Consider the following 23204-nt stretch of genomic DNA (forward strand, 5'->3'; position numbering starts at 1 on the left):
GCGGATTAAGACCCAGCCGACCGGGAAAGCTGTTGGTTTAGATTTGGGAATCAGATATTTCCTAGCTGACTCAACTGGGCATACAGAAGAGTCGCCGCAGTTTTACCGCAAATCGGAAAGACAGCTAACCCTTGCTAACCGTAAGAAGTCTAAGAAGTACCAAAAGGGAGTAAAACCGCAGTCAAACAACTATCAAAAGGCATGTTGCCGATATGCCCGGAAGCATTTAAGAGTAAGTAGGCAGCGAAAAGAGTATTGCTCTTCGTGTCGCATACTCCGTCATCCAATCTAACGATTTGGTAGCTTATGTAGACGCGCCAGCGGCTTGCCGAAGGCTAGACTTGAATGTCAAAGGTTTGGTGAGAAATCGTCACTTGTCTAAGTCTATCTCTGATGCAGGATGGTCTATATTTAGACGATGGTTAGAATACTTTGGACACAAGTATGGGAAAGCAACAGTTGCGGTTCCTCCGCACTACACCTCCCAGGATTGTCCAGAGTGTCACCATCGAGTCAAAAAATCCCTGTCTCAACGAACCCATGTTTGTGGTAACTGTGGGTATGTTGAGGACAGGGATATCGCAGCTAGTTTAAACATTCTGCAAAAAGGATTAAGTACGGTGGGGCACACCGGAACTTACGCTTGGGGAGATTTGCCCTCTTGGGCGGTTGGAGCAATCCTGTCGTCTAACGGCGAGTCGGGGAACCAAGAATCTCCGCGTCTTTAGACCGGAGAGTGTCAAATGAAACGTCTAATTAAATGGATTAATATTCTAATTTTAATGATCCTATTCCTAGAACTGCGCGAAGGATATCAGCAAGGGGAATGGAGTTTTAATGATCCCAGAGGTGAAAAGGGAACTCAGCCGTTAGTCATGCGAGGCGGTGATCCTTATATTCGGGCGTTGATGCGAACTATTTCCGCAAGTGAGGCGAATGTGTCTCGACCGTATTCGGTACTGTATGGAGGAGAGCATGTCTGGGATTTGAGCGATCATCCTAATCGCTGTGTGCCAATTGTCGCAGGTCCCAATGTCGGGAATTGTACCACCGCCGCCGGACGATATCAGTTTATTAATACGACTTGGTATGACAAAGCCAGACGCTATCATCCTCAGCCTTGGCAATTGTTATGGTGGAGCAACTATAGCTTTGAGCCACAATATCAGGATGCAGTCGTGTATGCTTGGTTGAGTGATCAGCAAGCGTGGGGAATGGATATTTCCCAACAATTGCGCCAAGGTAGATTGGATCGAGTATTGCGGCGATTGTCGGGAACTTGGACGAGTTTAGGTTATGGTATTGAAACCAATTCAATGTCTCGATATTTACCGGGAATTTATCAACGCATTCTTCAGGAAGAATTACAACAAAGCTGAGCAAAGGTTAAAAATAAATGATTGGCTCTACCTACTTAAGTATTCAATCGAAATTGATATAAAATGCAGAATCAATCACAGAAACAAATTCGCGCCCACGTTTTCATTTCCGGACAAGTTCAAGGCGTTGGCTATCGCCTTTCAACAGTTAGTGAAGCCCGTCAATGCAGTGTAAATGGTTGGGTGCGAAATATACCCGATGGTCGAGTGGAAGCGGTGTTTGAAGGGACGAAATCTGGAGTTGAGGAAATGATTAATTGGTGTCACAAGGGTCCTTCTGCTGCTGTGGTGAAAGATGTGGCGGTGGAGTATGAAGAACCCGAAGGGTTGAATGGATTTGAGACGAGGCGGTAATTAGGGCTTGCTGCACAAGCCTGAAACCCTTACAAATAAAGGGTTAGGGGGATGATTAAAGGTGCATCAGGTGCAAAGTTTTGAAACCCATAAGCTGGAAATCCTGGCATTTTTCGAGGATGCTTAAGCAGAATCTTCCCCCATCAGGGGGTTGAAACTGTTCCCGGTTCTCAACCGTTAACTTTCATTGTGTCCACCCACTTAGCTGGCTTGCAGGAGAAGCCGTATCATCCCTGCTTCATTGTCTATTAGCCAATTAATTGAGAATAATTAGCATTTGGCTTCTGTCTGGCTTAAACTAGGGGACGGGAGTGAAATCCGGCTGAAACTCCCTGTCATAGCAGTTCTTATGGAAAAATTAATGTCTGGCAACAGACATTAATGATAATATATTGCATTTTGAGAGAAAAATGAATCCCTGGAGTTCCCAACCTAAAACTGGTCAAGTGATTGACATTAATCAAGCCGATCGGTGGCAAGTGTACCGCCGTTTACAGGAACTATCGATCGCGAGTCACTGCGGGATGAACCAGCCACTCACGGCTGAGATTCATGATCCGGTGACAGCGATTCAACTGTGGAGTGTAGTCAGACAGCTAACCGTACCACGCCGCGATTTAGCCTCTTGGCTGGAAGACTGCTGGCGGCTTCCTAGCCGCAGTAGGAAGAGGGGGAGATGAGGAAGCAGGGGGAGCAAGCAATGTAGAGACGTGCCATGGCACGTCTGGAAGCAGGGGGAGGTAAGAAACGATAGTCATGAAACCCGCCCCTACAAACCAGGTTCCCTCGAAAGTCGTGAAGGGTCAAAAACATTCTATGGAACAAGCTGCAATTCTACATTTAGAGGACATTACCAAGCACTATGATCAACATACAACTCCAGCCGTTGATCAGGTGACGCTGACTTTGTGTCAAGGTGATTTACTGGCGTTATTAGGTCCCTCTGGCTGTGGTAAAACCACTCTATTGCGGATAGTGGCAGGGTTTGAGCGTCCTCAGTCGGGACTTGTTGTCTTGGCTGGACGCCCAGTGGCGGGTTCCGGGTATTGGATACCCCCAGAACAACGGAACACGGGTATGGTGTTTCAAGATTATGCCTTGTTCCCTCATCTGAATGTGGCGGAGAATGTTGCTTTTGGCTTGAAAAACCGCCGCAGTGGGATGAATCGAACATCCGTTAAGAAAAATACGGCTGACGCGATCGCACTGGTAGGATTATCCGGATTAGAGAGACGCTACCCTCACGAACTATCGGGAGGACAACAGCAGCGAGTCGCCCTCGCCCGGGCGTTAGCACCACGTCCCAGTTTAATCCTGTTAGATGAACCCCTGAGTAATCTGGATGTGCAAGTACGTCTGCGGTTGCGCCAAGAGGTACGATCAATCCTCAAAGAGATTGGCACATCAGCAATTTTTGTTACCCACGACAGAGAAGAAGCCCTATCCATCTCCGATCAAGTGGGAGTGATGCGAGCGGGATGTTTAGAACAGTTGGGAACCCCCGAAGAAATTTATACCAACCCCGCCTCTCGTTTTGTCGCCGAATTCGTCACCCAAGCCAATTTCTTACCCGCCCGTCGTCGGGGACAGCTATGGGAAACTGAGGTGGGTTCGTTTGAAATCAGTAATAGAGAATGTCACAGTAACATCCAATTCCCAAATGACGCCATTCCTGATTGTGGGGAACTAATGCTGCGGGAAGAAAACGTAATTCTCAAGCCCGATAATGATGCACCCCTCTTAATTCGCGATCGCCATTTTTTAGGTCGCGAGTATCGGTATTGTCTCCAAACCCCATCGGGTAAAGAACTCCATGCTCGTACCACCCTGAATACACCCTTACCTGTGGGAATCAGAGTTCAATTATCTGTGACTGATCCATCGATCCAAATTTTTCCCACAATCGCCCCAGGTACACCCATAACTTCAGCCTATTCGTAGTTTGTAGTCAGGGCTTTAGCCCTTCTTTGAGATCTATTACTTTTTAGCCTTAAGAACTCTCTCAATTTGGGGTTGGTGAGGGGCAATCACAACCAAGCGATCGCCCAACATGAGTTGTTCATCTTTGGGGGGGTTAACCAGAGTCTCTCGATGCCCCTGCGTTTGCCGTTCCACAGCAACTAAAATACTATCTAGCTCCTCTTTTAGCCATTGAGCCGCATTCCAGAATGAAATACCATGCCATTGCTGGGGTAGGGAAATTTTATAGATTTGGTTCCCCGTTTGTACAGTGAGCAATTCCGCTAACACATCCACAGAACCCCAGTTTCGCACTGAAGTCGCCATTAAATGACTCGCCAATTCATCCGCCACAATCACATCTTCTACCCCCGCCACTCGCAGTTGCACATTATTTTTGCCATCAAGAAGTTGAGCGCAGGTATAGATACCCGGATGCAGTTTTTCAATCGTTAATGCCGCTAAAACAGTTCGTGCATCCCGATCCTGATCGCTGCGCGGATGGGTCGCATCTGCCAACAAAATAGCCCGTGAGGTGTGATAAATTCCCACGGCTTCCAGGACATCAATTGTCGTGTAATCCCCGGTATAGAAATAAATTTGGGAACGATTCACATGTTTGAGTTCTCGTTCCGGGGTTTGGATAAATTCAGCCACCACCACAATCGGATGGTGTTTTAAAATCGGATCGGCTTGCAGTTGTTCAATCAGCAGATGTCCACTGCGATTCCAGCCACAGATAACAATATGATCCCGTAGTTCGTCCAATTCCCAATGTTTGATTTCCATCACCGTTCTCAGTCGTTGTACCATGACGGCGGAAACGACACCCGTAAACATGGCAAACATCGTTAAGCCACCCAGGATTACTATGAGTGTAACCAATCGTCCCGCATCGGTTTGGGGTTCGCCGCCGATGGGTTCTCCGGATACCAGGGTAAAAAAGCTCCACCACAGGGAATCCTTCACAGAGGAAAAATCAGGATTTCTTAAGCCCTCTAGTAAGTGAATCGCGATCGCGCCGACTAAAATAACTAAACCGACAACTAGCAATATCCCAATCTGGACACCAATACTTGTGGCTAAGGTAGAACCAAGACGGTTTAAATTCTGATTTAATAAAATTCCCACCCGCAATAGCCGTAAGAGGCGCAACACTCGCAACAGGCGAAAGGCTCGCAATAGGGGTAATACAGCAATAATGTCTAACCAATAGTGGCGGAAGAAACGGCGTTTGTTTTTAGCCGCAAAATAGCGAATGGTCAACTCGATAATAAAGATCCCCGTAAGTAGTTCTTGAGTCAGATAGACAAGTCGATAGGGTTGACCTTTACTGTAAAGCGTGACTTCCGCAATCACCAAGATTACGGAAAGTAGGATGAGTAGGATCAGCGCCAGTTCAGTTTGGGGAGCGTGGATAAAGCGATCCAAACGACCTTGTAGGCTTTTGTTGGGCATGTCGAGGTCTTGTAAAGTTTCAATAAGAATATAGTCAGATGTAGTCATGTTGGGTAATATATACATGAAACTCTCTCTCCGACTAATAATGCGACTAGCTCAAAGACATATAATTAAAAAAGGGCATCGTTTTTGGAGGAAGATAGATCGCTTGTCTTGGCAGTCTAAAAATCTTTACAACTCAGCCAATTATCTCATCCGTCAAAACTGGATTTATGGTCATGGGTATTTGACTTATAATCAGATGGCTTCCTTGATGAAAGAGACCGAACAATATAAAGCCTTACCCGCTAAAGTATCACAGCAAGTTTTAAGAGGATTAGATCGGAACTGGAAATCATTTTTCGCAGCGACCTCCGAATTTAAAAAGCATCCCGATAAATTTATAGGCAGACCGAAAATCCCTGGCTATAAAGATACAAAAAAAGGAAAAAATCTGCTAATTTATACAATTCAAGCGATAAGTAAAGTAGCCAGAAGAAAAGGATTAGTCAAGCTATCAGGAACTAATATTGAGTTGACCAGTCAAGTGGCTAACCGTATAGCAGAAGTAAGAATCATTCCGAAATGTGATTGTTATGTAATCGAGGTAATTTATGAAGAAAAAGAACAGTTATTAACCCCCAATGAAAAGATAGCAGCAATAGATTTAGGTATAGATAATTTAATGGCTGTAACTTCAAATCAACCGGATTTTACTCCTTTGTTAATTAATGGCAGACCGTTAAAAAGCCTAAATCAATTTTATAACCAGCGTCGAGCGAAGTTACAATCTCTGTTAAAAGGCAATCACAAAAGTTCCCAAAGAATCCGTCGTTTAACCCGTTGCCGTAATCAGAAGATAGATAATTATCTTCATCGAGCGAGTCGTTATTTAGTCAATCTCTTAGTTGACCAAGATATCACGACTTTAGTAATTGGGAAAAATGACGGTTGGAAACAAGAAGTGAACTTAGGAAAAGTCAACAATCAAAAATTTGTGACCGTTCCTCATGCTCGATTAATTGACATGATTATTTACAAATGTCAATTACTAGGAATATCGGTGATTTTTCAAGAAGAATCCTATACCTCAGCTTCTAATTTTTTGAATTTAGATCCTCTCCCCCTTTATGGACAGATAACTGAGAAACCCGTTTTTAGTGGAAAAAGAATTAAACGAGGTTTATATCGTACAGACAAGGGGGTTCTTGTTCAATCTGATGTTATAGGTTCCTACAATATTTTACGAAAAGCATTCCCAAATGCGTTTAACCGCTATGGGATAGAGAGGTGCGTAGTTCACCCAAGGAGAATTAATCTCTCAAAGTAAAAGCGAAGGGAATTTCTGCAATGAAATTCAGTCTGTCTATATTTGACTATACTTTTACCAACTATGAGAATCTCTCTTGAATTCAGAGACATTTATCTATACTGAACAATAGCGGTTAAAAGGTCTTGTTCTATGGCGGTCAAAAATTCCCAAACCCATACAGTTGCCCAGTCTCAGGCGATGTCAAACCTACCGCCCCTAGAAAATGGCGATCGCTTAACCCGAAAAGAATTTGAGCGACGCTATCAAGCAACGACAACGATCAAGAAAGCGGAACTAATTGAAGGAGTGGTTTACGTGGCGTCACCGTTACGCTTTGAGCCTCATGCTGAACCTCACGCCCTTGTGGTGACATGGTTGGGTGTTTATCGCGCTAGCACAATCGGCGTCAGGTTAGGAGACAATGCGACGGTTCGCCTGGATATGGACAACGAACCCCAACCCGATGCGTTACTGCGATTTGATGAAACGTTGGGGGGACAGTCACGCATTGATGCCGATGGTTATGTCCAAGGTGCGCCAGAATTGATTGTTGAAATTGCGGCGAGTAGTGCGTCCTACGATTTGGGCAACAAGCTAAGAACATACCGCCGTAATCAGGTGCAGGAATACATCGTATGGCAATTTTATGACCAACGCCTCGATTGGTTTAGATTACAAGAAGGCGACTATGTTTCTCTACAACCGGATGATGCGGGGATTGTCAGGAGTGAGGTTTTTCCGGGATTGTGGTTAGCTGTACCCGCCTTGTTAGCAGGGGATTTGGCTCAAGTGCTGTCAGTATTGCAGGAGGGATTGGCGACACCGGAACATGGGGCATTTGTTGAGCGGTTAAGGGAGTAATAACTGAAAGGGTGTCCTCGGTATTACAGTCAAAGTGAGGAAGTTAAAATTTTGTGTGGAGGCGGGTTTCACAATTATCGTGACTTATCTCACAACAGATGTAACTAAACCCGCCCCAACCAAGGTTTAAATGCAATTCGGGATTAAGCAATAGTCACGTCGCCGGACAAGTATACATCCTGAATCGTGTGGAACAGCTTAACACCTTCCTCGAAGGGTCGCTGGAATGTCTTACGTCCAGAAATCAATCCACAACCGCCAGCCCGTTTATTAATCACAGCCGTGCGAACAGCTTGGGCAAAATCATTTTTCCCCGATGAACCGCCAGAATTAATTAAACCTGCACGACCCGCATAGCAGTTGAGAACTTGATAACGAGTTAAATCAATGGGGTGATCACTGGTAAGTTCAGTGTAAACGCGATCATCCGTTCTGCCATATTTCTCACCCGTGGCTTTGGCAACCGCACCATAGCCATTATTGCATTCAGGCTGCTTCTGCTTAATAATATCGGCTTCAATGGTAACGCCAAGATGATTGGCTTGACCCGTGAGGTCAGCCGAAAGATGATAATCTTTATCTTGCTTAAACACGCTATGGCGTAAATAGCACCACAGGATTGTTGCCATCCCCAACTCGTGGGCGCGGGCAAATGCTTTACTCACTTCCTCAATTTGGCGGCTTGATTCCTCAGATCCAAAGTAAATCGTCGCACCGACAGCCACAGCGCCTAAATTCCAGGCTTGCTCGACATTGGCGAACATAAGCTGATCATATCGATTCGGATAGGTTAGCATTTCATTGTGGTTCAGTTTAGCAATGAAGGGGATACGGTGGGCATACTTGCGAGACACCATGCCCAAAACCCCTAACGTCGTAGCAACCGCATTACAACCGCCTTCCAGAGCAAGTTTGACAATGTTTTCCGGGTCAAAGTAGACCGGGTTCGGGGCAAAAGAGGCGGCGGCGGAATGTTCAATCCCTTGGTCTACGGGTAGGATAGACAGATAACCCGTATTGGCAAGGCGTCCGCTTGAGTAGATCTGCTGAAGACTACGCAACACTGGGGCAGGGCGATCGCTATTGGCAAAAATCCGTTCCACCCAGTCCGGACTCGGTAAATGTAACAGACGTTTATCAACTTTGGCGTTGTACGTCAATAGATTGTCTGCCTCTTCACCCAACCAGGATTCTATCGATTGAGGTGCTGTTAAAGTAGCCGTCATATTGTTTTCCTCAAAGTGTTGTCACTTGTTTCAATTTTGACAGTCTTTGGGGGCGATCTCTGTCCCCATAACGATAGAGTTTGGCTACTTGGCAAAATTCAAAATTCCCTACGCTGACACCGAAAGCATTTCAATAATGGGTGAATGGTCGCTTGATTTCCATCGCGTTGTAGTGATCACTACTCCTGCAATCACAAATGTATGCTACACAGATGTGAATACTTCTGTTTCTACTCAACCGAGGGAATTTTTGTTACTCATGCTCGGTTGTTTAAAGACAAACTTTGTTGATCGGTTATCGCTTACGAACTCTCCGGAGCGCGTCAATCCGCCCGACAATAGCATGACTTCCTTCTTTCAGAATGAACTGAAGACAGTAAGGAGTTGGAGTGTTGACGGGTTTATACGTGGCGACTTGATTTGATTCCTTTCGGTTTAGTTGATAATCAGTTCCTACGACTTCCTATTTGCCACGTCTTTCTTTAAACAAGTACAACGTGATTAGGAATCTTGAGGAATCGTATTTTTACCTTCCAATAATCTTAGATAGGAATAGGGAACAGACAGGGGCCAAGTAATGGTGGCGACAACAAAACAAACTCCACAGCTAAGTTTATCGTCTTCCGACAACGTATTATCTTGTTGTAAACAGGTCATCCACTTGTTTAACAAGCGCATCGCTACTACTAAGTAAAGAGTAACTGAGCTAATTAGCATGATATACAACATGAGAAACCTACCTCAAAGAATTGTTTTTTCAGCGCTAACGGCTGGTTAAGTCCTTGGCTTTTTATCTAGTATACTTAACGATTCGCTTAGAAAAACCCTACACTACTTATATTCACACAATCTTCACTGTCACATTTTTTCCTTAACTATATCTTAATAAAGGGAGTTGTTATCCGTCGCCGTTGTGTGATATTCAGGTGAACTGAGTCTGGCAGTACGTGTCAAGCAGAGAAATGCAGTTGGCGATCGCACCCAAATGAGCCACCTCATAGCCATGGGTGTTTTGCGTGGGGAAACTCAAGCAGGCGGCGCGAGAAACATGACCAAACTTCATGGCAATAGACGCATCGCTGCCAAACCCGCTAATTGTGGCTAACTGTAAGGGAACACCAATCCCATTCGCCGCCTGTCGCAGTTCCCAGTTGAGTCCTTCATCATAGATGCCGTAGCCATCCTGAGACAACAGCACAGGTGCTTCCCCATCTTCAATTGGGTATTCTGAGGAGAGAGGGCAGATTTCTAGGGCGATTAAAGCATCAAGCGAGTGATTTTGGCTGAAATACAACGCGCCAATTGCGCCAACTTCTTCCTTCGCCGACGCCACTAAATAGGTATCCACAACCGGAGTTTTAACCTGTTCAGCAAGACTCAACAGAATAGCAACAGAGGCTTTGTTATCCAAGGTATAACTAGCAATGTAATCCTTGAGGCGTATAGGTCGCTTGCGGTGCTTTCCCACAACCATGCGGGTTCCGGGGCGCACCCCAGCAGCAATAAGTTCAGCCTGAGTACATTTCGTTTCCACCCAAGCCTCTTCCCAACGCAGAGGGGCGGTTTCCTGTTGCGCCTTTTGGGGAGATTCATGGGAAACGTGACGTGAACCAAAGCACAGAATGCCACTCAAAGTTTGATTATCACCCAATAAATCGACAACGCCTTCCCCATACACCCAGGGAAATGAGCCACCGAGTTTGCGGACTTGCACCTGTCCCTGTTCGTCTATCGATTTAACAATACCGCCAATTTCATCTTTATGAGCGGTAATCGCAATCGATCGCTCAGAGGTTTGACCCGGAATTTTAGCAATAATATTCCCGGCTCGATCCTGCCACGATTCAACCCCTAAGCCCTGCAAGCGACTGATTAGCAGCTGATCAATTTCCCGTTCTGCACCACTAGGAGAATGATGCAGCACTAACTCTTCAATAGTATTAAATAAATGGTCGTAATTTGAGGATGGCATGAAGGCGATAAACTCACGCAATAAAGGCGAATACTACTGACCTAAGCTAGCTTCATTCGTAGTTGCGCTTGTAGTTGCGCTCGTAGTTGCGCTTTAGCGCCATAAACACCTCAGCGCTGACTATAAATCTATGGATGTATTACATCGATTCATAAAACGCTTACGTCAGTGCTATTCAGCTCAAACCAACCAACACCATAACACACTCATTCTATATCGGCAATAACAAATAATTCAACATTTAAAGCAAGAGACGTTATTTATATCAGACACAAAAGTCCCATCCCTGTAGGGGCGGGTTTAGGGATTAATCTTTCTAGCGTGTGATAATTGAACAGGCAAAACCCGCCCTTCCTATCCCCTAACTGATCAGACGAATCAGATTAGGCGTGAGCATCGTCCTGGTTAAGGTTCAGGGGTTGCCATCTGGAAAAAGGATTGCGCCTCAAACCCTAACCCCTGTGCCAAAACTGAACCACAGAAGCAGCACATCTGACGTCATTGACTCAGAAATTATCATATCTAAATTATTTATTTTTTACTCACTTTTCATGAAATTTAAGGCAATTACCAACTCCCTCCAGCACCACCGCCGTCACTAGAACCACCACCAAAGCTACCACTACTATCACTGCTACCGCTGTAACTGCCATAACTGCCGCTGTAGCTACTACTAGAAGAATGGCTATCTCCTGAACGCCTACTAGGAGGAGTCGGTAAACATGGAATTGTTTCTGTCTGTTCTTGGTGATAATCACAACATTGACAATCGCTAATAATCAGACATTTACCCATACTATCTGTTGTGGCGGGTTGCACTGTCTTTTTAGTACGAGTTACTGTGAACTCTTGACAGGAAGGACAGTTATGAAAAATTCTGGGACTTTCCACATAAGTGCGAATGTGAACACCCTGACAATTCGGACATTGCCAACCCTTCAGTTGAATACTACCTATCGTTTCTGCTACTTTTTGGGGAGGAGTAAGGTAGGATTGCAAATCATCAGTACCAATGAGTTGCATGGGATATTTACAATCGGTACAATGCTTGGGTCGGTGGTTGAAGTCTGAATTCAAGTTTTGGGACACTCGCGATCGCTCATTAGGTTTAAGGAAAATAGCATTAGCTGGTGGCGTTAAGCAGGGAATCGCTTCTTTGACTTGTTCTTGGTAATCACAACAGTGACACTCTTTATGCGTCAATTGCTCACCTTTTTGGTTCCAAGTGGGTTCTTTCAGTATGGTTTCAAGCTTGCGAGTGACGGTTAATTCTTGACAAGTGGGACATTTTTCAAAGTCCAGCGAGTTGGAGACATAAGCAAAAATATGCACACCTTCTCCAGTTAACTGAGGGCGACACCGAGGACATCGCCAACCTTCAAATCGAATACTACCAATTTGTTGAGCAATTTTTTCCGGTTGAGTGAGTTTGGATTTCAGTGCGATCGCATCAAGTTGTTCCAATGGCTTCTTACAATCAGCACAGTGTAAAGAGCGATCGCGATGGGGATGTGCTTTAGTGCGGGTTTTTCCTTCCGGTTTTACCAATATTCGGCGCTTTCTTCCCAAATCGATTCTAATTGCCATGAGTAAAATAATTGGCACACTAGACAACAATAATATGACGCAGAAAACGACCAACCAACTGATTAAAGATGATTTATTTTCAAGCCAATATCGAAGGTTTGGGCTAGTTGATTCAGTATTAATTTTAGGAGTTGAAGAAGGAGGACTGGGTTCAGCGTTTAGTTCAGAATTGGTCTGATTTATTTCACCTCCCAACTGCACAACTAATTCTTTGGTTCCAGTTAATGTTCCTGTATCAAAGTCACCTTGCTTAAAAGGCGGAGTAATTTTAGTGTCGATAATTTTGGCAACCTGAGCATCGGGTAAAATGGCTTCAATACCATATCCGGTTTCAATCTCGACACGGCGATCACCAGTGGAAATTAAAAACAATACACCGTTATCCTGATCAGCTTTACCAATTCCCCAGTGATTGAATAACTTAGTAGTGAAAGCTTTAGGTGATGGATATGGAGAGGTTTCGGGTACAGTCACCACCGCAATTTCTATGCCATTGTTCGTTTCCAACTCGGAAATCATCTGATTGAGTTGGCTTTCAGTATCCTGACTGAGAATATCTGCCATATCCGTTACCCAAGTGCCATTTAGCTGCTGCGGATTAGGAACCTCTTCAACGGTTAAGGCTTGGGCGGAAAGAGGGAACAACAACGTTAGACAGAATAAAGCTCCCAAAATAATTGGTTTAATTTTCAGTAAAAACTGTTTCATCGTTCTAATCTTCGATAAAAAATGTGAGAAACTTAATCATGATTACCAATCTCCACCTGCACCGCCGCCGCCACTATCACCACCGCCAAAATCGCTACTACTGTAGCTATCGCTACTGCTACTGTAACTGTCGCCACTGCTGCTGCAATCGTCACTGCTACTGTAATTATCGCTACTGCTGCAATCATCACTACTGCTATACCAAATAGCACTGCTAGAACTACTGTCATCCCAGCTACTATTACTGTGCCAATCACTACCACCACTCGCATAATAACAGTTCCCATTTTTGCGAGAACGGCTGTGAGAACGCTTACCACTCGATTTACGTGTAGACTGGAAAATGATGATAATTGGTAGTCCCACGAGTAACAGTACAACGATCAATCCTATCCAGGTGGACATATCAGCCTGAGATACTTGAATTGAAGACTGGGGATTCGTGGCAATGATCCGATGAACTTGAGGTGTTTGTGACAAATTAATCGGACGAATTTCACTCTGTATGGTGTTCATGATTACCTCTGAGAAAATGTTACGTGTTGCTGTTAGTTGAGAACTAGATACGTTTCCAGTCCAGCTTTTGATTCAAAGGTCGATGTCATTTCGTTCAGGTCGTTCGGGCAGATAATAGACCGCAACTGAGTCGCCAACGACCTTACGACCTTGACTACTGGTACTTTTTTCTCCCGTATATCGTGTGCCGTGAGCATCCTGAAATTCGTAGGTCAAATAATAGGTGGTGTGTCTCACCCCATACATATCGGTGGTTGTTCGACTATTGACGTTAATCACTTTACCTGTCGTTTGAATCCCTCGACGCTTGATGTCGTAATTGGACGAGATAAAAATCACAATTACAATCAAGATGATGATCAGAACAATAACTAATCCCATAATGAGTTCCTCCTAATCCGGTCGATTAAATGGGTTGCTACAGCAACTGAAATAACGTAAGCGTAACTAATAACTGGGCAACGGTAATCCAGGTATAGAGAATTTGACTATTCCAAACCATTACCGCATCATCGGGTAAAACAATTAATCGGTGGTATAGCGGTAAAAACCAGCGATGATTAACGCACTGCATCGTCAAGCCAAATTCATATACCCAGGCAAAGACTTCTGCCAAAAAAACTTTGTTGATCTGAACTAGCCTGTCTGGGTGATAGCCAAGATGGACAATTATCCGGCTGACAAAATTAACCCCTAAAAATATTAAGGGAAGTAGTAGCCATTGAAGACTGTGGTTAATCACAACCATAGCTACAGCCATGGACAGCATCAGCAAGGCGATTCCTAACCCTTTGGGACAGTCATAATAAAGATACTCTCCGTGTTTGTGATAGAGATAAAACTCAGCTTTTCCCCAATTAAATAAACGATTAAAAACTTGACGAATATCGTTCCACGTTTCTGTGGTGTGATATACCAAAGCCTGGGGATTCGTTGTGAGTAAATGACCCGCTTTGTAAAGGCGATAGCCAAAATCTACATCTTCACCCCCTGGCTTATGGGGAAAGGTTTCATCAAATCCCCCGACCCGTTTAAACACATCTGTGCGGCACGACAGGTTATTGGAAGGTCCCCAGATTCGCTGTCCATCTTGATCGGCTAGGTGAAAAGGAATGATAAAGGGACTCAATTGAATGGCTTGCCAAACAAAACTTTTATATCCCTTGAATCGGGTTTTTCCTAATACGGCAACCGTCTGGGGATTTGTTTGATAAAATCTGAGATGTTCCTCCAGCAGATCAGGAGTGGCTTCACAATCTGAATCGATGAACAAAATAATCGGATAGTTAGCCAATCTTGCACCATAGTTCCGCTTCGCCCCCACGCCAATCTTTTGCCAATCGTAGCTAGCTTGATAAGCCACACACAGTTCCCTGATTTGTTCGGCTTCCTTTAAGGGGCTATTATCAACAACGATAATTTCTAGATCACCAGAAAAATTCTGTCGGCTAGCTTGGAGTGACTCAAGCAGCGTCTGACACATTTTCACTCGTTTAAACGTGGGAATGACAAGAGAAATGCCATTGAGTTGACGCGGGGGCAAAATTTGCTTTTTTTCCAGTTCATGCCGCTTTTTTTCCAGCGACATTGGATAGATTGGGGTAAATTGGGAACGCTGTTGTCTGAGGAAACTTTTCTGGATAACAGTCATAGCAATTACTCGGGTTTAGACTTGAGAAATCTGAGGTTATCGACAGCCAGTTCAATAGAATCGTGGGGTTGACCCTGGGTGTGCCAAGTGATGCTGATGACTTGACTTAAGGCTTCATCGGCGCTAACAGGTTTTCCTGTGCCTTCTTGTTTGAGAGAATCGAGGGTAATTACATAGCGTTTCCATTCCGGAGTTGGCGTTAGATTGTAGCCGTAATCGTCATAATCTGATGTGGCTGGAGAACGCAGCTTTAAGCGGTACGTCTTTCCATCCCCTTTCGCCCAAAACGCGATCGCATCATAGTCGCGAATATCAATCGGATCGTTGGGATTATTCAGATCCGTCCCCATTCCGATATAGCCATCGGGGTAAGTTGTGGTAACTTTACCAGTAATGTGGGCGCATTTGTCTGAATTAGCCGGTCCACATTGTTTCGGACGAAAAGGACTATAGCCTTCAGGATTAACCTGAGAATCACCCCCGTCATAGCGATCATCGTAGGTAAACCACGTTCCTCGAAATTGGTTGAATCGATTTCCATCCTCCAAATCGTCAATCAGAATGGCGGTGTACCCTTCCGGTGGTGGGGGTAGCTGAGATTTTGGTGTAGACTGAACCGCCTTTGATTGGGTAGACGAAGTAGGTGATTGGGTAGAAGAAGTGGTTTGGCAAGCGGTGAGAATAATCACCATTGATAAGATAACGCCGCTTTTAATTGTTGTTGGTAGATTCATAACGTTTTCTGTCCCTTTTTGACATGAACGGATCAAACCCTGAAACGGTGAGAATCGTCATTTCTCTTTGGTAAGGGTATGAGGAAGGTTGACGCAACGTATATTTTGCTGATCAGCTTTCAATCATTTAAATTGGGAATGGGTAGCGAGCAAGATGCTCGCATTACAACGATTTTGCAGTTGTTGACATTAAGGTTTAAATGCCGAACAGCTTATCCAATATCCGATTAAAAATCACCGCCAGCGCCACCACCACCACTGTCACCGCCACCAAAACTACCACCACCGGAATCGCCGCCACCACCGGAATCGCCACCGCCACTGTAGCCACCGCCACCGTAATCACCGCCCGTGTAACCGCCGCCTGTGTAACTACTACTTGAAGAACGACGACTTGAAGAACGACGACTCGAAGAACTACTGTTACTATTGGCGACTAGAAAAATCAAGACCGTTGGCACACCTAATAGTACGAGTAATGCCAGTAAAGCTTCTCCAGACGATTTATAGATCTTAGATTGGGACTCTAAAGACGTAGTATTACTAGCGACTCCAGTATTCGTTTTAGCCGTTGGCAAATCGGAATTAATCGGATTGATTTGGTTTTCGGTGTCTTCACTAACAATCGCTGCCATTTCTGTCGCCAAACCCCTATTCACTGGTGGCGAATTGGTAAGGTTTTTAACCGTTAAGGCTTGGGCGGCAAAGGGTGAACAAATTGTGAAGCAAAATGGAACTGTCCAAAGTATCTGTTTGAGTTTAGGGGCAAAAGATTTCATGATTTCAATCTCCGAAAAAACTTGATGTTGATTGGGTTATATGAGAACGCTGTAAATTCTTGAACCTGCGTCGTCTGTCTCTTACTCGCTATTGAGTCTTGGCTTTTATGCGAGAGGTGAATTGCTGTAATATTTCTTTACAACTTGATAGTGTCGATTCACTAATTTAAGGGTTGGTAGAAAATGATGCGATCGCTGATGGCGAAGACAGCGCCACTACAAACCGATGATGTTAGATGTAAGAGTTTGTAGTCAGCGCTTAACTTACTTATGGCACGCTTGGTGCAACTACGAACCACTATTGATTCCCTTTAGAAACCACCACCGCAACCGCCACCACCACTGGAACCGCCGCCAAAGCCACCACCACTGGAACCACCGCCACCGCTGCAACCGCCGCCACCAGTGGAACCGCCACCGCCGCCAAAGCCGCCACCACTGTAGCCACTACTCGAAGAACGACTACTACCAGAACGATAACCGCCAGCACTGCTATCGCTATTTAGGGCTAGAATCAGCACTCCAACAGGTATACCCAATAGGATGAGTATTGCCAGCAAAGCCTCGTTAGACGACTTATAAATATGCTCAGGAGATGTAGTATGACTCGCGACTACAGAACTCGTTTCAGTAACGACTGCTTTTGTTTGGTTGAATGTGCTTTCTTCAACGGTGATGGCTTGGGCAGCCAGAGGGGAGAAAATGGTTAGACAAACTGGAACTGTCCAAATCATTTGTTTGAGTTGACGTGCAAAAGGTTTCATTGTTTTAATCTCCGATAAACTGTTGATGTTGATTAGGTTATGGGGGAAAGCTGTAATTTTCTGAAGCTGAGTTATTTGTCTGTTATTCACTGTTAACTCCTTAGTTGTCTGCAAAAGGTCAATTTGAGGAATAATGTTTCACACATTTAGCAAACATCTGCTATCTACTTGAGGCAGTCAAAACCTGTAAGTCTTCAACCGGACATGATCTTATAAATCACTGCCACCAAAACTGCAACTACTAGAACCACCACTACTGATACCGCCATTGGAAGAACGCCTAGAATAACGATGCTTAGAATAACGGCGCCTGGAAGAACGGCTACGATTGCGATTGGCAACGAGTAGGACAATGATTCCCACAGGTACTCCTATAAATAGAAGTAATGATTGTAACGTCCCTTTAGAAAAGGTTCCTTCACTGGATAGTTGAGATGAAGATACAACCGTCGTACTGTTGGTCGTTTTCCTATTCGTTTGGATGGTATCGGTTGTATTGGCGTCATCCCCTAATTGAACAACCAATGCTTTGGTTCCGGCTAATGTCCCTGCGTCAAAGTCACCTTGCTTAAAAGGCGGAGTAATGTTAGTTTCGATAATCTGACCCACCTGGGCATCGGGTAAAATCGGTTCGATACCATATCCGGTTTCAATCTCGACGCGGCGATCGCCTATGGAAATCAAAAACAGGACACCGTTGTCTTCATCCGCTTTGCCAATCCCCCAGTGATTGAACAATTTAGTGGTAAATGCTTTGGGTGAGGCGGCGGGAGAGGTTTCAGGTACAGTCACCACAGCAATTTCTGTGCCATTTTCAATTTCCAACTCGGAAATCATTTGATTGAGTTGGCGTTCCGTATCCTGACTGAGAATATCTGCCATATCTGTTACCCAAGTGCCATTTAGCTGTTGCGGATTAGGAACCTCTTCAACGGTTAAGGCGTGGGTGGAAAGCGGTGAGAGGACAGTGAGACAGAAGGGAACTGCCCAAATTGCCTGTTTGATTTTAGTAGTTATCGTTTTCATGATCTATTTCCTCTAAAGGTTGGAGTAGCCACAGTCGTCAGGATGCACTTGCCGAAACTGGATCAGTATCCAGAGTCTGGGATGAAGTGGGTGTCACCTCTGCCTCACATAAAAAGGCGATCGCAGGCTTGTTAATGCATAGAGAGGACATTTGCGTGAGCGGTTGTCCCTGTTGGTGGACTTCTACGTCCGTCAACACAATGAAATTTCGAGAATTATTGAGCATATCGGAGAGTCGAGAACGATAGCTGTTAGGAAGAGCAGAAACTGCTACATCACCGAATATTTGAACGTTATTTAGGGTTAAGATCTGGACTCTCATCGAATTCTTCCTCAAATTTCACTCATGCTGTCTGCTGACACCCTGACTATGGATTTGTTTGTTTTGCTCATTCTTGTGAGTTATTTATGTTATAGCCCCTTTGAGTGAGTATTGTCAAGGGACAAGTCTCGTAAAAGCCAGAAGCCAGAGAGCAGTAGGCAAAAGCAGGGAAATGAGAAGCCATGGAAATGGTGAGGTATGTGAGATATATGAGGTAAGTGAGGCAGAGGCGTAAGGCGCGGGAGGCATGGAAGATGGAGACGGTAGAATTTTGAATATCATTCAGACGAACCATGGCAAACATCCACAGCTTTACCCCTCAGCCCACAGCCGATGGCTCATTCACCTTCTTTTCTGAAGCGTTTGGTGAATATTTCCACAGCACTCAAGGGGCAAAAACGGAAGCATTGTTAAAATTTGTTGAACCTTGCCACCTAAAACAAAAAGCCCAACAGCAGGTTGTGCGTCTGCTGGATGTCTGTTATGGCTTAGGCTACAATACGGCGGCGGCTCTAGAAACAATTTGGACAATTAACCCCAGATGTCGCGTTGAATTAGTCGCCCTGGAATTAGACCCGACTGTACCCCGAAGCGCGATCGCCCATCATTTTCTCAGTGGCTGGAATCAGCCCATTCCCGAATTCCTAGAGCGTCTGGTGACAACCTCACAAGTCCAAACCGCTCAGCTTCAGGCGCAACTTTATGTCGGCGATGCGAGAAAAAGCATCCAGCAATTGTGTCGGTCGAATTTTCAAGCCGATGCTATTTTTCTTGACCCCTTTTCTCCCCGTCGCTGTCCCCAATTATGGACGGTGGAATTTTTCCAGCATTTAGCCAAATGCTGCGCCAAAACAGGTAGACTAGCAACCTACTCCTGTGCGGCGGCTGTCCGCAGTGGCTTAATTACGGCTGGATTTCAGATTGGTGCGACACCGCCTGTCGGGGGACGACAACCGGGAACGGTGGCAAGTTTTGACGCTTCCACTCTACCCCCTCTCTCAGAGCGATCGCGTCAACATTTACAAACCCGTGCGGCTATTCCCTATCGTGATCCTCAACTCATATTATGTCCGGTTGAATACTCACATTTAGGTGGAGACAAGGCAGAGGGCAGAAGGCAGAGGACAGAAGGGAAGGAGCAAGGTTGCAAGGAAGAAGGATATTACGGTTATTTCGGCGGACATGATATCACAGATCAAGCGGCGATTATCCTGCAACGGCGACAAATTGAGCAGCAATCTTCTACTCTCGAACCCACTTCCCACTGGCAAAAACGTTGGTCAGCGAAAGAGGGATGAGGGAGATGGGGGAGATGAGGGAGCAGAGGGAGCAGAGGGAGCAGAGGGAGATGAGGGAGATGAGGGAGATGATTCCCAATCAACAATGAACAATGAAGCATGAACAATCAACAAATGACGAATGACGAATGACGAATCACCAATCCCCAATCCCCAATAGCAAAACAGCAACCCCTAGTAAACACAAGACACCAGAGATCCCCGCTAAAGGATTATCTCCTATTCCGGTTATCCATTCGGGTCCTTTTCGGGTATTGGAAATCAGTTCGGCTTCCTGGAGACAGGTTAATCCCCAAATCCAACCCCCATGTAGTCCCCAGGCTAACCCTAAACTCCCTTCATTCACGTACCGGGCTAGGACTAATACCATACCCATTAGCCACAATCCAGGAATTTGAGGGAGCGTCTGTTGCTGTTCCCAAATCAGATGTAATAGAGCAAAAATCAGACTTGATAGTACCGCCGCTATTGCCAGAGAATAGTCCTGCTGGAGTTCCGTGAGCAGGAACCCGCGAAATACCAATTCTTCGATTAACCCAATCCCTAGTCCTATTCCACATATTGGCAGTCCAATCTGGGTCAATTGCTGCCAATTTTCTCCATGCCAATCCACCCAGCCTACTAGCCATTGTCCCGTAAAGCTGATTCCTAAACTCAAAATTGCCATGGCAAATCCCCCGACTAAGGATATCCAAATCCGCGTCGTCCAGTCCCAGCCATAGTCGGGAAACGATGTACCTTCTATTTGTGTCGCCCCCCAGATAATCAGGGGGGCAATGAGGTAAAGAACAGCGACAAATGGCAGCTTTTGCTGTGCTGCCAAAGGTTTAAGCGGATGCCATTTCAGTCGGATGGCGATCGCGATGGCTAACGGCAACCACAACGCAGACCAAGCCAGAAAAAAAACCGCGACTTTTACTAGCGCCGATGCGCTGATTAGCCAAATAATGCACGGATTATCTGCCTGATCAACAATAGCCATAAGTGAGATCGGCAAATGGTGAGGAGCTATAATTTTCACGCTGCTACTTTCATGCTGCCAAGGATGGATAATGTGAATAACCCATCCTTTTTAGCATGAGCTGCCTCAAACCTCTGCGGCTTCCAATTCCTCTTCAGACTCCTCAGATGTATCCAGATCCACCTGCTTGAGATGGATATGCTTGTAGCCCAGCTTAATTTCAAACTCATCACCGGGCTTCAATCCCATTTCCTGAGTGTAGGTTGAGCCAATCACAATCTGACCATTTTTATGGACGCTGACGCGATACGTCGGTTCCCGGCCACGACCATCTTTTGCTCCCTCTGGATCTAAGGGAACACCCTTCGCCGCTAACACCGCATCATAAAAATCAGTTAAGTTGACGCGGGTCTGACCGGTTTTACTTTCGGAGTAATAGCCACAGCGTTTTGCTGTTTCTCGCCGAGGCAAGTGGGAAAGCTCTTTTACTTTTTGAAGTAAGGCTTTCCCCGTTAATGCATTAGGTTGGGTCTCTGCCATAATTTCACAAACTATCCTTCAATTTTCAGGATGGTAAAGGTCCTATGCTGCCAAGTGTATTTGGCTATATAAAAAATATATCGTTAAATCTCTGGTTTTGGTCAAGTTTTTTTGGATCATTTATTAAAATTTCTAGGAATTTGAGCTTTAAGGATTTTCCGGAGACACCAGAGCCGCTTCTTAGGTTAAAATTTTAACCAAGATAGGACTCAGTGGCAAAAGATCGAACCTGAAGTATGTTCGGATCAGTGATCCATCTGGAGATTTGCCAGGTCATCTGGGAAAAATTTGACCAGACACAAGGGAGAGAGCATCTATCAGCAGAAAATCAACACTCCCAAGGATGAATGCTGAGTGACCGCTGATTGTCTTAGACTATAGTCAGTTTGCTAAATATGGCGGCTAAATGCTCACGGACAAGTTGAGCGAGTGCCTTCTGGCAAAATTTCTCATCTATATTTATGGGCGATCGGAAAATGAGGGGGTAATAGTCAAGGGGTAGGTTGTGACTCCTGAGAAGGTGGTAATTTTCATATAGGTGTTGAGATACAAAGCGAGCGTATCACTATGCAAGTTGCCTTTAAAATCATTCGACAGACTCAAAATACATCCCCCACTATCGAGACTTACAAGTTAGATGTGGAGGAAGGAAACACAATTCTGGAGTGCCTGAATCGGATTAAGTGGGAGCAGGATGGAACGTTAGCGTTTCGCAAAAATTGCCGTAACACAATCTGTGGTAGCTGTGCGATGCGGATCAATGGTCGCTCCGCACTGGCTTGTAAAGAAAATGTGGGCAATGAATTGGCGCAGCTCCCTGAGCATCATCGCCCGGAGATTCCAGAAATCACGATCGCGCCTCTGGGTAATTTGCCCGTGATTAAGGATTTAGTCGTGGATATGCGGAGCTTTTGGGACAACTTAGAAGCAGTTGAACCCTACGTTAGCACAGCCGGACGCACTATTCCCGAACGGGAATTTTTACAAAGTCCCCAAGAGCGATCGCGCCTGGATCAGAATGGTAATTGTATCATGTGTGGCGCGTGCTATTCAGAATGTAATGCTCGTGAGGTTGATCCTACCTTCGTCGGTCCTCACGCCCTCGCCAAAGCCCAACGTCTAGTCGCCGATTCTCGCGATACCGCCATAGAAAGTCGCCTGGAAAACTACAATCAAGGCACTCAGGGAGTGTGGGGGTGTACCCGTTGTTTAATGTGTAACGCCGTTTGCCCCATGGATGTCGCCCCCATGGATCAAATCGGTAAAATTAAACAAGAAATTCTGACTCGCAAAGACAAGCAAGCCAGCCGATCAATCCGCCATCGCAAAGTCTTAATTGATTTGGTCAAACAAGGAGGTTGGGTTGATGAGCGCAAATTTGGCATCCAAGTGGTGGCGAACTTCTTCCGAGATATTAAAGGAATGCTCAGTTTAAGTCCCCTGGGATTACGGATGCTCGCCCGTGGTAAATTCCCCCTAGGATTTGACGCCTCCGAAGATACCGCCCAAGTGCGATCGCTGATTGAATCTGTCCAAACCTTGAAATCTGAGACACCCGAGCAAGATATTTTACCAAAACCATGACCTCTCAAACACCCACCCCAGAAAACTCTACCCCAGAAACCCCCAACCAACCCGAACCCGCTTTTGGGTGGACACCTTACGCCGAGCAAATCAACGGGCGGTTTGCCATGATCGCATTTGTGGCTCTATTGCTGATCGAGTTGATTACTGGTAAAGGATTGTTAGGCTGGTTGGGTTTGATCTAGTCATTCGTCAGGGAACAGGGAACAGGGAACAGGATAGTGTAGAGAC

24 protein-coding genes and 1 pseudogene are annotated in these 23204 nt (G+C 45.3%); 10 read left to right on the top strand and 15 right to left on the bottom strand.

All coding sequences use genetic code 11. The annotated features are described in order from the left end of the window. The 5 genes and pseudogenes from RIE73_RS07200 to RIE73_RS07220 form a co-directional block, all read left to right on the top strand. Positions 1-728 (top strand): annotated as a pseudogene (locus RIE73_RS07200) (RNA-guided endonuclease InsQ/TnpB family protein); the annotation flags it as partial. A 15-nt stretch (positions 729-743) separates the two neighbouring features. Further along, positions 744-1379 carry a glycoside hydrolase family 24 protein gene (locus RIE73_RS07205; RefSeq protein WP_446400542.1) on the top strand — a complete coding sequence of 212 codons (636 nt, stop codon included), beginning with the start codon at positions 744-746 and terminating at the stop codon, positions 1377-1379. Between the two features lie 63 nt (positions 1380-1442). Next, on the top strand, positions 1443-1733 hold the full coding sequence (locus tag RIE73_RS07210) for an acylphosphatase (RefSeq protein ID WP_446400543.1): 291 nt from the start codon (positions 1443-1445) through the stop codon (positions 1731-1733). 410 nt (positions 1734-2143) lie between these two features. Further along, the gene (locus RIE73_RS07215; RefSeq protein ID WP_446398668.1) at positions 2144-2413 is read left to right on the top strand and encodes an Asr1405/Asl0597 family protein; all 270 of its coding nucleotides are present in this window, start codon (positions 2144-2146) and stop codon (positions 2411-2413) included. A 136-nt stretch (positions 2414-2549) separates the two neighbouring features. After that, positions 2550-3674 (top strand): ABC transporter ATP-binding protein, encoded by a 1125-nt coding sequence (locus RIE73_RS07220; protein ID WP_446400544.1) that lies wholly within the window; start codon positions 2550-2552, stop codon positions 3672-3674. Positions 3675-3710: 36 nt separating this feature from the next. Here RIE73_RS07220 and RIE73_RS07225 read toward each other — a convergent pair whose 3' ends face one another. Beyond that, positions 3711-5216 (bottom strand): potassium channel family protein, encoded by a 1506-nt coding sequence (locus RIE73_RS07225; protein WP_446400545.1) that lies wholly within the window; start codon positions 5214-5216, stop codon positions 3711-3713. Positions 5217-5238: 22 nt separating this feature from the next. Between RIE73_RS07225 and RIE73_RS07230 the strand changes: the two genes are divergently transcribed. Continuing rightward, on the top strand, positions 5239-6462 hold the full coding sequence (locus RIE73_RS07230; protein WP_446400593.1) for an RNA-guided endonuclease InsQ/TnpB family protein: 1224 nt from the start codon (positions 5239-5241) through the stop codon (positions 6460-6462). 132 nt (positions 6463-6594) lie between these two features. After that, positions 6595-7305 (top strand): Uma2 family endonuclease, encoded by a 711-nt coding sequence (locus RIE73_RS07235; RefSeq protein ID WP_446400546.1) that lies wholly within the window; start codon positions 6595-6597, stop codon positions 7303-7305. A 143-nt stretch (positions 7306-7448) separates the two neighbouring features. Here RIE73_RS07235 and RIE73_RS07240 read toward each other — a convergent pair whose 3' ends face one another. From RIE73_RS07240 to RIE73_RS07295, 12 genes are all read right to left on the bottom strand, one after another. Next, entirely contained in the window at positions 7449-8531 is a 1083-nt protein-coding gene (locus tag RIE73_RS07240; RefSeq protein WP_446400547.1) for a class I fructose-bisphosphate aldolase, read from the bottom strand. Between the two features lie 501 nt (positions 8532-9032). Then, a complete protein-coding gene (locus tag RIE73_RS07245; RefSeq protein WP_446400548.1) occupies positions 9033-9248 on the bottom strand; it encodes a hypothetical protein in 216 nt (71 codons plus the stop codon). A gap of 205 nt (positions 9249-9453) precedes the next feature. Then, entirely contained in the window at positions 9454-10503 is a 1050-nt protein-coding gene (locus RIE73_RS07250) for a M42 family metallopeptidase (protein WP_446400549.1), read from the bottom strand. Positions 10504-11070: 567 nt separating this feature from the next. After that, positions 11071-12798, bottom strand: a complete 1728-nt coding sequence (locus tag RIE73_RS07255; protein WP_446400550.1) for a TPM domain-containing protein — start codon at positions 12796-12798, stop codon at positions 11071-11073. A 42-nt stretch (positions 12799-12840) separates the two neighbouring features. Further along, a complete protein-coding gene (locus tag RIE73_RS07260) occupies positions 12841-13314 on the bottom strand; it encodes a hypothetical protein (RefSeq protein ID WP_446400551.1) in 474 nt (157 codons plus the stop codon). A 72-nt stretch (positions 13315-13386) separates the two neighbouring features. Next, a complete protein-coding gene (locus RIE73_RS07265; protein ID WP_446400552.1) occupies positions 13387-13695 on the bottom strand; it encodes a DUF3592 domain-containing protein in 309 nt (102 codons plus the stop codon). 37 nt (positions 13696-13732) lie between these two features. Next, the gene (locus RIE73_RS07270) at positions 13733-14965 is read right to left on the bottom strand and encodes a glycosyltransferase family 2 protein (RefSeq protein ID WP_446400553.1); all 1233 of its coding nucleotides are present in this window, start codon (positions 14963-14965) and stop codon (positions 13733-13735) included. Positions 14966-14970: 5 nt separating this feature from the next. Further along, entirely contained in the window at positions 14971-15699 is a 729-nt protein-coding gene (locus RIE73_RS07275; RefSeq protein WP_446400554.1) for a CIA30 family protein, read from the bottom strand. A gap of 227 nt (positions 15700-15926) precedes the next feature. After that, positions 15927-16478 carry a hypothetical protein gene (locus tag RIE73_RS07280; protein WP_446400555.1) on the bottom strand — a complete coding sequence of 184 codons (552 nt, stop codon included), beginning with the start codon at positions 16476-16478 and terminating at the stop codon, positions 15927-15929. Positions 16479-16789: 311 nt separating this feature from the next. Beyond that, entirely contained in the window at positions 16790-17242 is a 453-nt protein-coding gene (locus tag RIE73_RS07285) for a hypothetical protein (protein WP_446400556.1), read from the bottom strand. Positions 17243-17452: 210 nt separating this feature from the next. After that, positions 17453-18268, bottom strand: a complete 816-nt coding sequence (locus RIE73_RS07290) for a TPM domain-containing protein (RefSeq protein WP_446400557.1) — start codon at positions 18266-18268, stop codon at positions 17453-17455. 37 nt (positions 18269-18305) lie between these two features. Then, a complete protein-coding gene (locus tag RIE73_RS07295) occupies positions 18306-18590 on the bottom strand; it encodes a DUF6812 domain-containing protein (protein WP_446400558.1) in 285 nt (94 codons plus the stop codon). Between the two features lie 293 nt (positions 18591-18883). Between RIE73_RS07295 and RIE73_RS07300 the strand changes: the two genes are divergently transcribed. Continuing rightward, positions 18884-19888, top strand: coding sequence for a tRNA (5-methylaminomethyl-2-thiouridine)(34)-methyltransferase MnmD (locus RIE73_RS07300; RefSeq protein WP_446400559.1), 1005 nt, complete (start codon positions 18884-18886; stop codon positions 19886-19888). A 136-nt stretch (positions 19889-20024) separates the two neighbouring features. Here the strand turns inward: RIE73_RS07300 and RIE73_RS07305 are convergent, their stop codons facing one another. Together RIE73_RS07305 and RIE73_RS07310 are read right to left on the bottom strand one after the other, a co-directional pair. Then, the gene (locus RIE73_RS07305; RefSeq protein WP_446400560.1) at positions 20025-20870 is read right to left on the bottom strand and encodes a CPBP family intramembrane glutamic endopeptidase; all 846 of its coding nucleotides are present in this window, start codon (positions 20868-20870) and stop codon (positions 20025-20027) included. A 105-nt stretch (positions 20871-20975) separates the two neighbouring features. Beyond that, entirely contained in the window at positions 20976-21389 is a 414-nt protein-coding gene (locus tag RIE73_RS07310) for an AbrB family transcriptional regulator (protein ID WP_446400561.1), read from the bottom strand. Between the two features lie 567 nt (positions 21390-21956). Here RIE73_RS07310 and RIE73_RS07315 point away from each other — a divergent pair. Together RIE73_RS07315 and RIE73_RS07320 are read left to right on the top strand one after the other, a co-directional pair. Further along, positions 21957-22973: a succinate dehydrogenase/fumarate reductase iron-sulfur subunit gene (locus RIE73_RS07315; RefSeq protein WP_446400562.1), complete on the top strand. Its 1017-nt coding sequence runs from the start codon at positions 21957-21959 to the stop codon at positions 22971-22973. After that, positions 22970-23158, top strand: a complete 189-nt coding sequence (locus tag RIE73_RS07320; protein WP_446400563.1) for a chlorophyll a/b-binding protein — start codon at positions 22970-22972, stop codon at positions 23156-23158. Before RIE73_RS07315 ends, RIE73_RS07320 begins: the two co-directional genes overlap by 4 nt. The last annotated feature ends 46 nt before the right edge of the window (positions 23159-23204 follow it).

Source organism: Coleofasciculus sp. C1-SOL-03 (assembly GCF_040220555.1).
Taxonomy (GTDB): domain Bacteria; phylum Cyanobacteriota; class Cyanobacteriia; order Cyanobacteriales; family Coleofasciculaceae; genus Coleofasciculus.

What these genes read in the sequence shown, in the direction of transcription:
- RIE73_RS07205 (WP_446400542.1), top strand. Translation starts at nt 744, where the DNA reads ATGAAACGTCTAATTAAATGGATTAATATTCTAATTTTAATGATCCTA.
- RIE73_RS07210 (WP_446400543.1), top strand. Translation starts at nt 1,443, where the DNA reads ATGCAGAATCAATCACAGAAACAAATTCGCGCCCACGTTTTCATTTCC.
- RIE73_RS07215 (WP_446398668.1), top strand. Translation starts at nt 2,144, where the DNA reads ATGAATCCCTGGAGTTCCCAACCTAAAACTGGTCAAGTGATTGACATT.
- RIE73_RS07220 (WP_446400544.1), top strand. Translation starts at nt 2,550, where the DNA reads ATGGAACAAGCTGCAATTCTACATTTAGAGGACATTACCAAGCACTAT.
- RIE73_RS07225 (WP_446400545.1), bottom strand. Translation starts at nt 5,216, where the DNA reads ATGTATATATTACCCAACATGACTACATCTGACTATATTCTTATTGAA.
- RIE73_RS07230 (WP_446400593.1), top strand. Translation starts at nt 5,239, where the DNA reads ATGCGACTAGCTCAAAGACATATAATTAAAAAAGGGCATCGTTTTTGG.
- RIE73_RS07235 (WP_446400546.1), top strand. Translation starts at nt 6,595, where the DNA reads ATGGCGGTCAAAAATTCCCAAACCCATACAGTTGCCCAGTCTCAGGCG.
- RIE73_RS07240 (WP_446400547.1), bottom strand. Translation starts at nt 8,531, where the DNA reads ATGACGGCTACTTTAACAGCACCTCAATCGATAGAATCCTGGTTGGGT.
- RIE73_RS07245 (WP_446400548.1), bottom strand. Translation starts at nt 9,248, where the DNA reads ATGCTAATTAGCTCAGTTACTCTTTACTTAGTAGTAGCGATGCGCTTG.
- RIE73_RS07250 (WP_446400549.1), bottom strand. Translation starts at nt 10,503, where the DNA reads ATGCCATCCTCAAATTACGACCATTTATTTAATACTATTGAAGAGTTA.
- RIE73_RS07255 (WP_446400550.1), bottom strand. Translation starts at nt 12,798, where the DNA reads ATGAAACAGTTTTTACTGAAAATTAAACCAATTATTTTGGGAGCTTTA.
- RIE73_RS07260 (WP_446400551.1), bottom strand. Translation starts at nt 13,314, where the DNA reads ATGAACACCATACAGAGTGAAATTCGTCCGATTAATTTGTCACAAACA.
- RIE73_RS07265 (WP_446400552.1), bottom strand. Translation starts at nt 13,695, where the DNA reads ATGGGATTAGTTATTGTTCTGATCATCATCTTGATTGTAATTGTGATT.
- RIE73_RS07270 (WP_446400553.1), bottom strand. Translation starts at nt 14,965, where the DNA reads ATGACTGTTATCCAGAAAAGTTTCCTCAGACAACAGCGTTCCCAATTT.
- RIE73_RS07275 (WP_446400554.1), bottom strand. Translation starts at nt 15,699, where the DNA reads ATGAATCTACCAACAACAATTAAAAGCGGCGTTATCTTATCAATGGTG.
- RIE73_RS07280 (WP_446400555.1), bottom strand. Translation starts at nt 16,478, where the DNA reads ATGAAATCTTTTGCCCCTAAACTCAAACAGATACTTTGGACAGTTCCA.
- RIE73_RS07285 (WP_446400556.1), bottom strand. Translation starts at nt 17,242, where the DNA reads ATGAAACCTTTTGCACGTCAACTCAAACAAATGATTTGGACAGTTCCA.
- RIE73_RS07290 (WP_446400557.1), bottom strand. Translation starts at nt 18,268, where the DNA reads ATGAAAACGATAACTACTAAAATCAAACAGGCAATTTGGGCAGTTCCC.
- RIE73_RS07295 (WP_446400558.1), bottom strand. Translation starts at nt 18,590, where the DNA reads ATGAGAGTCCAGATCTTAACCCTAAATAACGTTCAAATATTCGGTGAT.
- RIE73_RS07300 (WP_446400559.1), top strand. Translation starts at nt 18,884, where the DNA reads ATGGCAAACATCCACAGCTTTACCCCTCAGCCCACAGCCGATGGCTCA.
- RIE73_RS07305 (WP_446400560.1), bottom strand. Translation starts at nt 20,870, where the DNA reads ATGGCTATTGTTGATCAGGCAGATAATCCGTGCATTATTTGGCTAATC.
- RIE73_RS07310 (WP_446400561.1), bottom strand. Translation starts at nt 21,389, where the DNA reads ATGGCAGAGACCCAACCTAATGCATTAACGGGGAAAGCCTTACTTCAA.
- RIE73_RS07315 (WP_446400562.1), top strand. Translation starts at nt 21,957, where the DNA reads ATGCAAGTTGCCTTTAAAATCATTCGACAGACTCAAAATACATCCCCC.
- RIE73_RS07320 (WP_446400563.1), top strand. Translation starts at nt 22,970, where the DNA reads ATGACCTCTCAAACACCCACCCCAGAAAACTCTACCCCAGAAACCCCC.